Genomic DNA, 13,724 nt, shown 5'->3' with positions numbered 1-13,724 from the left:
GGGTCGTGGGGAATCGAATCGGGTCGCCGTGCGTCCAGCGAGTCATGGAGAGTCACAGGGGAGTCACAGGGGAGTCACAGGGGAGTCATAGCGGAGTCATCGGAAGGCATAGCGGGTTGCGGCGAGTCGTCGTGTGTGGATCAGATCACGCCGTCGGCACGCAGTTGATCGATGGCCGCGCCGTCGTAGCCGAGGCCCGCGAGCAACGCCTGCGTATCGGCGCCGAGCGAGGGCGCAGGCGCCTGCGGCGCGGCGTCGCCCCCCGACAGGCGGAAGCCCGCGCGCGTGACGCGCTGTGGTATCGCTTCGCCCGGCACGCTCAGTTCGCGCACGAACTCGCGCGACGCGAGATGGGGGTGCGCGAGCACGTCGGGCACCGACATCACGCGCCCTGCAGGCACACCGCTCGCCACGAGCTTCGTCTCCCAGTTCGCCGCGCTGTCGTGCGCGAGCGCGGCTTCGATTTCTGCCTTGAGCGCGTGACGATTCTGCTTGCGCGTATCGCGTTGTGCGAAGCGCGGATCGTCGGCCAGTTCGGCACGACCGATCAGCGTGCACAGCGCGACGAACTGACGCGTTTCGTTTGCGGCAATGTTGAGCAATCCGTCGCCCGTGCGGAAGGTGCCCGACGGCGCGGCGGTGAAGTTCTCATTGCCCATCGGGACCGGCGCAACGCCTGCGTTCAGGTAATTCGACACGACCCATCCCATCGTCGCGAGCGTGGCTTCGAGCATGGAGACGTCGAGCATGCGGCCCTGCCCCGTCACGCGTGCGTCGAGCAAGGCGGCACAGATGGCGAACGCCGCCGTCAGACCGCCGACCGTGTCCGAGACCGGGTAGCCGACGCGCAGCGGGGCGCTTTGCGCGTCGCCCGTCACACTCATCACGCCGGAAATGCCCTGAATGATCTGATCGTAGGCGGGACGCGACGACATTTCGCCATCCGCCCCGAACCCCGAAATCGCGCAATAGACCAGACGCGGATTCACATCGCGCAACGCATCGAAGTCGAGGCCGAGTCGCGTCATGACACCGGGACGAAAGTTCTCGACGAGCACATCGCTCGATGCAACCAGCGATTTCAGGATGGCCTTGCCACGCGGGTCCTTCAGGTTGAGCGTGAGCGAACGTTTGCCGGCGTTGACGGCCACGAACGACGCCCCCATCTGACGCGCCGCAGCGTCCTTGTCGGCCCCCAGCCTGCGGGCAAGATCGCCCCCTTCCGGGTTTTCGACCTTGGTCACGTCGGCGCCCATCAGCGCCAGTTGGTAGGCGCAGAACGGTCCGGCGAGAACGTTGGAAAGATCGAGGACTTTCACCCCGGCGAGCGGCAATGCCATCGTTGACTCCTGATGTGGCGTGTGTGGTGGGTGGTGGGTGTCAGTGCGAGATTTCGTCGAGCGTGCGCTGATTCGTGCGCGGCCCGAACAGCCCGATCGACGCCATCACCATGACCATCGCGAACGTGATCAGCGCAAACACGCCGGTCACGTCGAAATGGCGCAGCGCGAAGGCGATCATGAAGCCCGAGAACATCGCCGACAGGCGCGACATCGAGTACACGAAGCCGACGGCGCGGGCGCGAATGCGTGTGGGGAACAACTCGGTCTGATAAGCGTGGTAGCCAACAGACAGCAGCGTGCCGCACAGGGTGATGGCCACGCCGAGCATCATCAGCATGACGGGCGAAGTCTGCACTGCGAACAACGAGCCGAATACCGCGATACCGAGCGCGGAGAGCACCACGAGCGTCTTGCGCTCGATGCGATCGGCAATGGCCATGCCGATGAGCGGGCCGAACGGGTTCGAGATGGCGATCACGAACGAGTACATCAGGCTGTGCGTGACCGTGATGCCTTTGGACACCAGCAGCGTCGGCACCCACGAGGCGAAGCCGTAGAAGCCGATGGCCTGAAACAGGTTGAAGACGAGCAGCGTGATGGCGCGGCGACGGTACGGCTTCTGCCAGATTTCGCGGAACCTGGCCTTGGTCGCGGCGGGCTCGACACTGAGGACCGGCGGCGGCAGTGCGCGGCCCGACTCGCGTTGCACGCGCGCTTCGAGATCCGCGACGATCGCTTCGGCTTCGGCGGCACGGCCTTGCTGCGCGAGCCAGCGCGGGCTTTCCGGCACGCGTCGGCGGATCGCCCAGACGACCAGTGCGCCGAGCGCCCCGATGATGACCACCGTGCGCCAGCCGTCCATGCCGAAGACCTGCTGCGGCACGAGCCACCACGAGAGCAGCGCCACGGCGGGCACCGCCAGATACTGGATCAGGTGAATGAAGGCGAAGGCGCGGCCGCGCAGATGCTTCGGGGCAAGTTCGCTCACGTAGGTGTCGATCGTGACGAGCTCGACGCCCACGCCGATGCCGGCGATCAGACGCCACAGGTTGATCATCGGCGCCGTGGTCTGGAACGCCATGACGAGCGTGGCGATGGAATACCAGAGCAGCGCGACGGTGAAGATCGTGCGGCGGCCGTAGCGGTCGGCGAGCCCCGTCAGGAAAAACGTGCCGATGAACAGGCCGGCGAACGACGCCGCCACGAACGCGCCCAGCCCCGAGACGCCGAAGAACGACGCCGTCGTGGTGGAATACAGCCCACTTTTGACGAGACCGGGGCCGACGTAAGCGGTGAAGAACAGGTCGTAGAACTCGAACCAGCCGCCGATCGCGAGCAGCAGGATGAGCGTCCAGACGGAACGCGTCGCCGGCAACCGGTCGATGCGCGCATTGATCTGCCGACTGGCGTCGGACGGCCCGGCATGGGCGGCAGACGACGCTGACACCGCGCCGACAGGCAAACTCGACATTTCAATCCTCCTTTGGATTGCATTGCTGATCATTCTGTCAGACAGAATGACGTTCTGTTTTATGAGAAGTCGAAGGTTATGCCTCGATGGGGAGGCCGGATATCGGGGTTTACGCGCAGGGGCCGATGACGTTTTGGAAAGACGCCGCCTGGGCGCGCAATGCTCGGATAAGAGGTGGCGGGTTTGTGTGGGGAGCTGGGGCGGGGGGCGGGGGCGGGGGGCTGCGGATAGCGACCGATCGGTCATTGCGCGTGGGTTCGGTTCACTTCATCGCCCGACTGGTTTGCTTGTCGTGTGTCGGGATCCCAGACAGCGACCGTGTTTCTGCCTGAACGCTTGGCGGAGTACAGTGCAGCGTCGGCAGCGGCAAGCCAGTCGGACGGTGTCTCGAACGTCGCGTCGAATTCGGCGACACCGATGCTCAGCGTCACAGGCACAGTGTCGCCGTCCCGGCAGGCATGCAGAAGGAACGATCCACGGATCGCTTCCAGTCTCTGACAGACACTGGAGAGCGCCTGTCGATTGAAAAGCATGCAGAACTCGTCTCCCCCATATCGACCGGCGCTGACCAGGTCGGATTGGTGCTCGCGCAGTATGCCGCCGAGTCCCCTCAGAAACGCATCGCCGCGAAGATGTCCATAGGTATCGTTGACGTATTTGAACTCGTCGACATCGATGATGGCGACGCACGCCACCTTCATGCCGCCTCGCTGGATACTCTCGAAGCTCTCCGTGAACGCCTTCATCCAGAGATGGCGATTCTTCAGTTGCGTCAACTCGTCTTGTCCGCTCATGTCACGGATTGCTCTTTTGCTTTGGGACAGTCGCCGTGCGAGCTTATGGCTCGATAGCCCCACCACCGAAGGGTAGAACATGAGCATCGGAAAACATGCGGCGACTTGGCTCACGTCCGTCGCGAGCGACATGCGGAAGCCGGTCAACATGCCGGCAATCGCGACGCCCAGTCCAATGACGACCGCGCCCTGAAGCATCAGCCGTGCCCCGCCAACCGAGGCGTTGTGCATGAGGAGCATCGAGATCAGAACCGCCGACGGCGCATCTGCGAAATGCATGGCGGAAACCCAGGCGCCGCCGAACAGCGAATCGCATAGGAGGTTGACACGCTCCACCCTGATGGGATCCGCGGCGCGTGACGCACGGGTATAGGCGATTATCGGCCACACAAAAGCATTGACGCCCCAAAGCGTCAGGGTGAGCGGATGCGCGCCCAGCGGGTAAATCGACGCCAGAACGAGGATTGCACTGAGTGCACATCCCGTGCTGCGCAGGACAAATACCCGTCGCGAAAATTTTAGTCCCTTCTCCCGCCTTGACTCCATTCTTTGCCTGGCCCTTGCCGTTTTTGAGATACAGACGATCCGAACCCGCGCACATGCCGAACCCATTTATCCGGATGATCAGGACATGCCGAATGGCGACGTGCAATCCTCCCTCAGTCGATGCCGCTAAGATCCCACACCGTGCCGCTGTCGGCAACCCCGTGAATCGCGCACGTCTCATCTGCCGCTGCCGGGCAACGGTTGCCCCCGAATGGCGGCACGGTTCGATGCCTGGTATGGCGTGCCTACGAGAGAGTAGGCAGTACTGGGCGATATTTACGAGGAAGTCCGGAAGCGCATTCGATACGCCCCCGGGCTTAACCCGATCTTCTCGCGAAACAGACGCGAAAACGAGCTGGTATCGGCGTAACCCACGCGCTGCGCCACGCCCTCCACCGTGAGATCGCCGGCTTCGAGCAGGCTGCGGGCGGCATCGAGCCGAAGGCTCTGCAGGTAACTTAGCGGCGTTTGATCCAGCGCTGCTTTGAAACGGCGAATCAGCGTTCGCTCGCTGACATTGAGCTCTGCCGCAAGATCCACGATTCTCAAGTCCCTGGCCATATGTTTTTGCAGCCGGTGCTGAGCCTTGTGGACCATGCTGTCGCCGTGACTCTTGTCGGACAGCAACGGGAGGTGGGGCGTTTGGGTCGTTTGACTCACATCAATGAGCATCGTCTTCGCACTAAGCGACGCGATCACGGGACCGGAAAAGCGTTCGATCACGCGAATGGCCTGCAAAAGATACGAGGCGTAGGCGCCTGCACAAACCAAACGATCCGCTTCAGTGACCACCGGATCGAGTTGCAAATCGACACGAGGGAATCGACTGCGGAACTGTCGTTGCAACCACCATGTCGTCGTGGCGACACGGCCATCGAGCAGCCCCGTTTCGGCAAGGATGAATGTCCCCGTGCAATTTGCCGCCACCCATGCGCCGTTATTCCATTGGGACGTGAGCCAGCTACGCAGCGTTGTCTGCGTCTTCAAGAGTTTTTCAAAATCCGCACGCCCCGAGTAATGAAAGCTCGGTATGAAAACAAGGCCGTATTTCGTGCGAGGGTCCAGCCGACCGGTCTCCACGAGCAATCCGTTGCTCGTGCGCACGCTTTCGCCGGACACGGACACGAAACTCCACTGAAACAGCTTCGCGTTCTCGCCGTGCTGCTGGCGCAAGTGAGCGTTGGCGACCTGCAACACGTCGGCGAACCCGCCCATGCTCGACGCATAGCACCCTGGAAACGCGACGATGGCGGCCTTATGCATGGGATGTCGTATTTGGCATGAATTATGTCATTTTAGCCAATGTCAAATCCCCACGCCAATTGGGAGACTGCTTCACACACGCACAAGACGCTTCGAAAAGCTGGCGCCCGTGCAGACATGGAGACGGCGAATGGACACGCACACGCAGCATTACCTCCCCCCGATCGATGCGCCCGAGCGGCAGCAGGACCGCCTGTTCCACGAGACCTTCGTCCCCGCCGAGACGCTCGAAGTCCGCGCCAAAGTACGGGCGTTTGCGGATCGCTATGTGGCGCCGATCGCGTGGGAAATCGGCAGCCGCGCCGAGTCCAAGGAACACTTTCCCCACGAGTTGTTTTCCCGGATGGCCGAGGCCGGACTCTTCAGGATTCCATTCGCTCTGGATGTCGGCGGCCTCGGGCTACAATACCCCGCTCTCGCCACGGCCGTCATGATCGAGGAGCTGGCTTATCACTCAAACTCCATTGCCGCCATCGTCGACGTTCACTGCATTCTTGCCGGGCACGCGCTCGAGAACGCGTCAGAGGATCTCCGCGCGCGCTATCTCCGAGCGCTGCTGGCCGGCCGCAAGATTGGCAGTTTCGCCACGACCGAGCCCGACGCCAGCACGGATCTGAGCGTCAACACCATGCAAACGGTCCTGGTGGCGAACCCGCGCGGCGGATACGTCGTCAATGGCCGCAAACGCTTTATCACCAACGCCCCCGTTGCCGATTTCGTCGTATTGCTTTGCACGCACGAAGGTCGGATGACCGAAGTCGTCGTGGATATGGACGCACCTGGCGTGCGCGTCGGCAAACCCGATCGCAAAACAGGAAACCACGGACAACTGACCGCCGATATCCACTTCAACGACGTGCATGTCGACGCCGACAATGTGGTCGGCGAGCCCGGAAACGGGCTGAAGATCGCGCTGCAAACGTTGACGTACGGACGCATAGGGATTGCCGCGAGCGGCGTCGGCATGGCGCAGTCCGTGTTCGACCACAGCGTGCATCGACTCAAGCAACGCCGCGCGTTCGGCAAAACGCTCGCGCAATTTCAGCACTGGCAATTCAAACTCGCGGAGCGAGCAACTGAAATTGAGAACGCGCGCAACTTGTACGTCAAAGCAGCGCTGCGCATGGACCAGGGCCACGCCTTTCCGGAGCCCGAGGCCGCCATGGCCAAATGGTATGCGACGCAACTCGCAGGTGACATTGCGCGTGACGGCGTCCAGATTTTCGGGGGCTACGGATTCATGAAGGAGTTGGCAGCGGATCAGTCCCACTATCACGTCGAAGAGATCTACCGCGACTGCAAGATTGCGGAAATCTACGAGGGGACCAACGAGATACAAAAGCTCGTGATCGCACGATCCCTCTTCGGCAAGGAAGTGACGGGTTAGCCCCGTGCGCGCCGCCCGCATCGATCAAACGCTGCGCAGGCGGCGCACGCAGCGCCAAGCCCTGCGCGATTCAACGCAGATCATCGTTGGCAATTGCCAGGGGTTTGCGCTGATCTCGGTGGAAGACCACACGGACTTTCGTCTCGGCTATCTCTGGTCGAGATTTGCCGTGTTGCTCTGCTTCGCCCTCTATCTGACCATCTAACGTCGTGGCTTTATGAAAGTCTTGATTGTCCATGCGCATCCGGAACCGAAATCGTTCTGTACGGCCCTCACGACAACGGCACGACAGCGCCTCGTCCGGGCGGGCCACGAGATCAAAGTCTCGGACCTTTACGCGATGCGGTTCAACCCCGTGGCGTCGGCCGACGACTTCCGTTCACGCAAGGATCCGGACTATCTGGTCTATGCGTTGGAGCAGCGCCACGCGGTCGCGACCCGGACGTTGAGCGACGACATCCAGGCCGAACTGGAGAAGCTTCTCTGGTGCGATTTGCTGATCCTCAACTTCCCCATCTTCTGGTTTTCAGCGCCGGCGATCCTGAAAGGCTGGCTGGATCGCGTGCTGGTGTCGGGTGTGGTCTATGGCGGCAAGCGCTTTTACGACAAGGGAGGGTTGCCGGGCAAGCGCGCACTGGTGAGCGCGACGCTTGGCGGACAGCGGCACATGTTCGCGAACGACGGCATTCATGGTCCGCTCGAGCAGATGTTAAAGCCGCTCCTGCAAGGCACGTTGGCTTACACGGGCATGCAGGTGCTGTCGCCTTTCATCAGTTGGCACGTGCCCTACGTGAGCGACGAAGCCAGACGATCGATGCTCGACGCATGGGGCGTGCGCCTTGCGGGCATCGATCAGGAAACCGCCCTTGTATTCCCCAAGCTCGCCGACTTCACCGACGAGTTGTATCCCCGATACGGGCAAAACAAATAAAAAATCAACGATGGAGACTGTCATGGAGCTGAAGCAGGTGAATTTGGAGGACAAGTACACCCTGTCAAAGGGGCGCGTCTTCATCACGGGCACGCAGGCCCTGGTGCGACTGCCGATATCACAACAACAACGGGACCGTCAGGCGGGATTCGACACGGCCGGCTACATCTCCGGTTACCGCGGATCACCCCTTGGCGGCTTTGACGAGCAACTGGGCAAAGCGAAAAAACACCTCGACGAACACCAGATCCGATTCGTCCCCGGGGTGAACGAGGATCTCGCTGCGACTGCCGTGTGGGGAACCCAGCTGGCCGAGATCGGCGGCGAGGGCAAGTACGACGGCGTATTCGGGTTGTGGTACGGAAAAGGGCCTGGCGTCGATCGTACGGGCGACGTTTTCAGGCATGCCAATCTCGCCGGGACCTCGAACAAGGGCGGCGTTCTCGTGCTCATGGGCGACGATCACACTTGCGAATCGTCCACCACCTGTCATCAAAGCGAATTTGCGATGATCGACGCCATGATTCCGGTGCTAAGCCCCGCCAGCGTTCAGGAAATTCTGGATTACGGGCTGATCGGCTGGGCGCTCTCGCGTTACAGCGGATGTTGGGTGGGGATGAAATGCGTGAAAGACACCGTCGAGGCCACCGCCTCGATCGATGTGGACGTGCAAAAGGTTCAGATTCGTTTGCCCACCGAGTACGCGCTCCCCCCGGACGGACTCGGGATTCGCCAGCCCGACACCCCCCATGCGCAAGAAGCGCGACTGCACCAGTACAAACTCGACGCAGTACGCGCCTTTGCCCGGGTGAACGCGATCGATCGGGTCGTACTCGCGAGCGCCGAACCGCAACTCGGAGTCGTCACGCACGGCAAGAGTTATCTCGACGTCCTGCAAGCGCTCGACGAATTGCATCTGTCCGAAGAGGCCGCCGCCGCTGCCGGCCTGACCATCTACAAAGTCGGCATGGTTTGGCCATTGGAGCCACAGAACGCAACGGCGTTTGCCAGCGGACTCAAGAAAATTCTGGTGGTCGAAGAGAAGCGGAGTCTGATCGAGTTTCAGCTCAAAGAGCATCTGTATGGCAGCACGCACGCCCCGGTCATCGTCGGAAAGACGGACGAAGCGGGCAGAACGTTGTTTCAGCCCGAGATGGCGCTGGACGCGAACCAGATCGCTATCGCCATCGGGGAGCGGTTACTGGCGCTTCGCGACGATCCGGCATTACGCGAGCGAATCGAGGCGTTGCGTTCCTACCGAGTCCCCAGAGGAAATCCCGATGTCCTGAGTCGCAGCTACTATTTTTGCAGCGGCTGCCCTCACAACACGTCCACCGTGATTCCGCAGGGGAGCAAAGGCTATGCCGGAATCGGCTGCCACTGGATGTCCCAGGCCATGGAGCGCTCCACGACCGGCTACACCCAGATGGGCGGAGAGGGCATGGCCTGGGTCGGAGAAGCGCCTTTCTCAAAGCGAAAGCATATGTTCCAGAACATCGGCGACGGAACGTACTTTCACTCCGGTCTGCTGGCGATCCGTGCCGCAATCGCAGCCAAGACGAACATCACCTACAAGATCCTGTTCAACGACGCCGTTGCAATGACCGGCGGGCAAAAGCATGACGGCCCTCTGGACGTGCCCGGCATCGCCTGGCAGGTCCACGCCGAAGGCGCCAAACGTATCGTGGTGATCGGCGACGAGCCGCACAAATACCCCGCCGGCACCGCATGGCCCCATGGGGTCACGCTGCACCATCGCGACGAACTCGACGTCGTGCAGCGGCAGTTGCGGGAAGTCGAGGGCACAAGCGTCCTGATTTACGACCAGACCTGCGCCGCAGAGAAACGCCGGCGGCGCAAACGCGGCAGCATCGTCGACCCGGCCAAACGCGTCCTTATCAACGACTTGGTCTGCGAGGGATGCGGCGACTGCGGCACGAAGTCCAATTGCGTGTCGCTGCAACCCCTCGAGACGGACTTTGGTCGCAAGCGTATGATCGACCAATCCGCATGCAACAAAGACTATTCCTGCGTGAAGGGCTTCTGCCCCAGTTTTGTGACGGTGTTGGGTGGCAACTTGAGAAAACCGACGCCGGTTGCGGATGCCTCGGCCCATTTGTCGCTTCCCGAGCCTGTGCTGCCATCGCTTGAGCACGTGTACAGCATTCTGGTTGCCGGTATGGGGGGCACGGGCGTCGTCACCATTGGCGCCATTCTGGGCATGGCGGCGCATTTGGAGGGGCGCGGATGCGGAATGCTCGACATGGCGGGACTCGCGCAGAAAGGCGGCTCCGTCTGGAGTCACGTGCGCTTTGGCGCTACGCCCGAAGCCATCAAGACCCTTCGTATCGCGGCCGGAACAGCGGATCTCATACTGGGTTGCGACCTTATCGTCGCGGCAAATTCCAAGACTTTGGCGGCGTCGCGAAATGGGCGCACCCACGTAATCGTCAACACGCACGAACAGATGCCCGGTCCGTTCGCGAGAAACGCGGATTTGCCATTCCCCGCGCAGACACTCCGGAACAACGTGGTGGACGCTGTCGGCACGGAGCGCGCGGCATTCGTCGACGCCGGGCGACTTGCCACGGCCCTGTTGGGCGACAGCCTTGCGTCCAATATGTTCATGCTGGGATTTGCTTATCAACGCGGTTTCATCCCCGTCTCCAGCGCGTCCATTGAAGCGGCCATCGATCTCAACGGTGCCTCCAAACAGATGAATCGCGATGCCTTCCTATGGGGACGACGCATGGCGATATATCCGCTGGCCGTCGAAAAGGTCGTCACGGCAAGCCGTGGCAATCACGACCAGCCCTTGTCTGCCCTCCCAACGGACAATCTCGACGAGTTGATCAGCCGCCGCAGGCAATTTCTGACGTCCTACCAGGATGCCCGCTACGCCGATCGCTACCTGGCATTCGTTGACCGGATTCAGTCTTTCGAAAAACAGACATTCCCGGGGCGCCAGGCGCTCGCCAAAGCGGTTGCCCGCTACTACTTCAAGCTACTCGCGATCAAGGACGAGTACGAAGTCGCGCGCCTCCATACCGAGAGCGGCTTCATGGAGCGCGTTCAGGCGCAATTCGAAGGCGACTATCGGGTGGTGTTCAACCTCGCGCCTCCCCTGCTGGCGCGACGCTCGCCGACGACCGGCGAACCGGTGAAATCCGAGTTCGGCGCTTGGGTCGTGCCGTGCTTTCGGCTGCTGGCCAAACTTCGTGTCTTGCGCGGAACGTGGATGGACATTTTCGGCTACACCACCGAGCGCAAGCTCGAGCGCTCGCTCATTGGGGAATATGAGCGTCTTGTAGAAAGCACGCTTCGGGCACTCGAGACGCACCCGGACGCGACTCGCTACGATGCGGCGGTCGCTTTGGCGAGCCTGCCGGAGCGCATTCGGGGTTATGGCCATGTTCGCGTCAAGAGCATGACGGCCGTTCGCGAACGGCAAAGAGAACTGATGGAAATCGTTCAGGGAACGGCGCGCCCATTGCGAAGTGCTGCCTGAGTCTACGCTTCCCGACGACCTGCCTGGAGACATTCATGAACCATTCCTCGATTGCACCGGCGACACAAACGGCCGGTGGCGCACAGCAGCGCACGCTCAATCGCCATGACGTCAAGACGCTCGGTCTTTCCGCCCTGGGCGGGACCCTGGAGTTCTACGACTTCGTCGTGTTCGTGTTCTTTGCCAACGTACTGGGCGCCTTGTTTTTCCCGCCGTCACTCCCCGACTGGATGCGTCAATTGCAGACCTACGGGATTTTTGCCGCCGGATATCTCGCCCGCCCTATCGGCGGCATCATCATTGCCCATTATGGCGACGTCATCGGCCGCAAACGGATGTTCACTCTGTCGATCTTCCTCATGGCCCTACCGACGCTTGTCATCGGGGTACTGCCGACCTACGAAACGATCGGATTGTTTGCGCCGTTGTTGCTGCTCGCGATGCGTGTGTTGCAGGGGGTGGCCATCGGTGGGGAGATGCCGGGGGCCTGGGTGTTCGTCGCAGAACATGCGCCGGCCAAACACTATGGATTCGCTATCGGAACGCTGACCTCGGGCATCACCGGGGGCATTTTCCTGGGCTCTATCCTCGGGGTGTGGCTCAATAGCGCGTTCTCACCGTCGGAAATTCTCGAATGGGCTTGGCGTCTGCCGTTCCTGCTCGGTGGCCTGTTCGGGCTCGTCTCGGTGTACCTGCGGCGGTTCCTCCACGAAACGCCCCTGTTCCAGGAAATGCAGAAACACAGGACCCGCGCCGAGGAACTCCCGATCAAGACGATTCTGCGTGAACACCGTGAAGCTTGCTTACTCGTCGCGTTAATGACATGGGTGCTGTCCACCGCCATTATCGTCGTGATCCTGATTGCGCCGTCATACCTTCAGAAAGTCTTTCATATCCGTGCCGCGCATGCCATGAGTGCGAATGCCCTGGCCACTGTCGCGCTGACCATAGGTTGCGTGTTCTGGGGTTGGCTCAGTGACGTTGTGGGGACCCGATGGACGATGATGCTCGGCTGGGGCGGAACAGCGATCACGGCTTACCTTTTTTATCTCAACCCTCCGGGCGAATCCACACTGATCGCGCGCTATTCGCTCGTCGGCTTCTTCGTCGGTTCCGTCTCGACGTTGCCGATCGTTGGCGTGCGCGCATTCCCGGTCGAGGTTCGATTCACGGGATTGTCCTTCTCGTACAACATGGCTTACGCCGTGTTCGGCGGTCTCACCCCCATCGCCGTTTCGCTTTGGCAGCAGATCGATGTCATGGCGCCGGCGCACTACGTGGCAGCGATGGGACTGGCAGGGGCGGCAATGGGTTTCTGGCGTCTGGCATGTCACGGCTGGCAGCCCCCTGCGCGGTCGTTCGATATGCCGAGGTCCACAAGGCGCAGCGCGCCGCAATGAACCGCCCTTCTATTTCCCGCACTCCCCCGCGTTCGCAGTGTCGCAGCACCGCCGTGCTGCGAGTTGTTCGCCGCCATCAGAAAAGCATTTTCATCGAGGATCAAAGCGCATGTCAGCCAATGCAAACGACGTTGTGATTGTGAGTGCAGCCCGAACTGCCATCGGTGCATTCGGAGGCGCGCTCAAGTCTGTGTCCGCCACACGCCTGTCGACGCTGGTGGTCAAAGCGGTCTTCTCCCGCGCGGGACTCGACCCCATGCAAGGAGAGCAAATCATCATGGGGAACGTGCTGCATACCGAAGCCCGCGACATGTACATCGCCCGTGTGGCCGGAATCGAGGCGGGCATGCCTTACAGTTCATCGGCGCTGACGCTAAATCGCCTTTGTGGATCGGGGTTGCAGGCGATCGTCTCGGCGAGCAACGCGATTCAGTTGGGAGACTGTGAATGTGCGATTGCGGGCGGGGTCGAGACGATGAGCCGCTCGTTATACGCATTGCCCAGCGGGCGCTGGGGCGCGCGCATGGGCGACTGCGCGCTGGTCGACATGATGACCGGCGCCCTCACCGACCCGTTTGGTGCGGGGCATATGGGGATGACCGCCGAAAACGTCGCGGAAATGTTCGGCGTCAGTCGAGAAGCGCAGGATGCCTTTGCGTTGAACAGTCACCAAAAGGCCATGGCCGCCATCCAGGAAGGTCGCTTTCGATCGCAAATCGTACCGGTCGAGGTGCAGAGCCGTGGCGGCAACCTGATGTTCGACACCGACGAGAGCCCCAAACCCGACACGAGCATTACGTCTCTTGCGCGACTGCGACCCGTTTTTCGCAAACGGGACGGCACGGTCACCGCCGGCAATTCATCGAGTCTCAATGACGGCGCCGCCGCGTGCTTGTTGATGTCGTACGCGGGCGCGCAACGATACGGGGTTCGACCGCTGGCACGCGTTGTCTCCTATGCGGTGGTGGGTGTGGAGCCCGCCATCATGGGCACAGGCCCGATTCTGAACTGACCCCCAAGAGTTGGACATAAATCCAACCCTTGGGGGTTTTTGCATGACGAAGTACGACGAGGCGTTCAA

10 protein-coding genes are annotated in these 13,724 nt (G+C 61.5%); 6 read left to right on the top strand and 4 right to left on the bottom strand.

Annotated elements, in window-relative coordinates; genetic code table 11:
• Positions 1-140: 140 nt before the first annotated feature.
• From PAN31108_RS24950 to PAN31108_RS24935, 4 genes are all read right to left on the bottom strand, one after another.
• Positions 141-1,340 (bottom strand): CaiB/BaiF CoA transferase family protein, encoded by a 1,200-nt coding sequence (locus tag PAN31108_RS24950; RefSeq protein WP_150671451.1) that lies wholly within the window; start codon positions 1,338-1,340, stop codon positions 141-143.
• Between the two features lie 40 nt (positions 1,341-1,380).
• On the bottom strand, positions 1,381-2,814 hold the full coding sequence (locus PAN31108_RS24945) for an MFS transporter (RefSeq protein WP_150671450.1): 1,434 nt from the start codon (positions 2,812-2,814) through the stop codon (positions 1,381-1,383).
• Positions 2,815-3,056: 242 nt separating this feature from the next.
• Complete coding sequence (locus PAN31108_RS24940; protein WP_150671449.1) at positions 3,057-4,220, bottom strand: diguanylate cyclase; 1,164 nt, start codon at positions 4,218-4,220, stop codon at positions 3,057-3,059.
• A gap of 210 nt (positions 4,221-4,430) precedes the next feature.
• Positions 4,431-5,273, bottom strand: a complete 843-nt coding sequence (locus tag PAN31108_RS24935; RefSeq protein ID WP_246184141.1) for a GlxA family transcriptional regulator — start codon at positions 5,271-5,273, stop codon at positions 4,431-4,433.
• Positions 5,274-5,547: 274 nt separating this feature from the next.
• On the opposite strand from PAN31108_RS24935, the gene PAN31108_RS24930 reads away from it, so the two are divergent.
• The 6 genes from PAN31108_RS24930 to PAN31108_RS24905 all read left to right on the top strand — a co-directional run bounded on the left by PAN31108_RS24930 (position 5,548) and on the right by PAN31108_RS24905 (position 13,655).
• Positions 5,548-6,804, top strand: coding sequence for an acyl-CoA dehydrogenase family protein (locus PAN31108_RS24930; RefSeq protein WP_150671447.1), 1,257 nt, complete (start codon positions 5,548-5,550; stop codon positions 6,802-6,804).
• Between the two features lie 4 nt (positions 6,805-6,808).
• Complete coding sequence (locus PAN31108_RS24925) at positions 6,809-7,009, top strand: hypothetical protein (RefSeq protein WP_150671446.1); 201 nt, start codon at positions 6,809-6,811, stop codon at positions 7,007-7,009.
• A 12-nt stretch (positions 7,010-7,021) separates the two neighbouring features.
• Positions 7,022-7,735, top strand: a complete 714-nt coding sequence (locus PAN31108_RS24920; protein ID WP_150671445.1) for an NAD(P)H-dependent oxidoreductase — start codon at positions 7,022-7,024, stop codon at positions 7,733-7,735.
• A gap of 10 nt (positions 7,736-7,745) precedes the next feature.
• Positions 7,746-11,243, top strand: a complete 3,498-nt coding sequence (locus tag PAN31108_RS24915; RefSeq protein WP_150671444.1) for an indolepyruvate ferredoxin oxidoreductase family protein — start codon at positions 7,746-7,748, stop codon at positions 11,241-11,243.
• 35 nt (positions 11,244-11,278) lie between these two features.
• Positions 11,279-12,643 (top strand): MFS transporter, encoded by a 1,365-nt coding sequence (locus PAN31108_RS24910; protein ID WP_150671443.1) that lies wholly within the window; start codon positions 11,279-11,281, stop codon positions 12,641-12,643.
• 109 nt (positions 12,644-12,752) lie between these two features.
• Positions 12,753-13,655, top strand: coding sequence for an acetyl-CoA C-acyltransferase (locus tag PAN31108_RS24905; RefSeq protein ID WP_150671442.1), 903 nt, complete (start codon positions 12,753-12,755; stop codon positions 13,653-13,655).
• Positions 13,656-13,724 lie beyond the last annotated feature (69 nt).

It is taken from the genome of Pandoraea anhela, from assembly GCF_902459655.1.
GTDB lineage: Bacteria > Pseudomonadota > Gammaproteobacteria > Burkholderiales > Burkholderiaceae > Pandoraea > Pandoraea anhela.
The sequence above is the reverse complement of the archived record's forward strand: the minus strand, read 5'-3'. Positions and strand labels throughout refer to the sequence as shown.

Bases quoted from the DNA above. Each gene is read 5' to 3' on its own strand.
- PAN31108_RS24910 (WP_150671443.1), top strand. From the start codon at position 11,279: ATGAACCATTCCTCGATTGCACCGGCGACACAAACGGCCGGTGGCGCA.
- PAN31108_RS24915 (WP_150671444.1), top strand. From the start codon at position 7,746: ATGGAGACTGTCATGGAGCTGAAGCAGGTGAATTTGGAGGACAAGTAC.
- PAN31108_RS24930 (WP_150671447.1), top strand. From the start codon at position 5,548: ATGGACACGCACACGCAGCATTACCTCCCCCCGATCGATGCGCCCGAG.
- PAN31108_RS24945 (WP_150671450.1), bottom strand. From the start codon at position 2,814: ATGTCGAGTTTGCCTGTCGGCGCGGTGTCAGCGTCGTCTGCCGCCCAT.
- PAN31108_RS24950 (WP_150671451.1), bottom strand. From the start codon at position 1,340: ATGGCATTGCCGCTCGCCGGGGTGAAAGTCCTCGATCTTTCCAACGTT.
- PAN31108_RS24940 (WP_150671449.1), bottom strand. From the start codon at position 4,220: ATGGGTTCGGCATGTGCGCGGGTTCGGATCGTCTGTATCTCAAAAACG.
- PAN31108_RS24920 (WP_150671445.1), top strand. From the start codon at position 7,022: ATGAAAGTCTTGATTGTCCATGCGCATCCGGAACCGAAATCGTTCTGT.
- PAN31108_RS24905 (WP_150671442.1), top strand. From the start codon at position 12,753: ATGTCAGCCAATGCAAACGACGTTGTGATTGTGAGTGCAGCCCGAACT.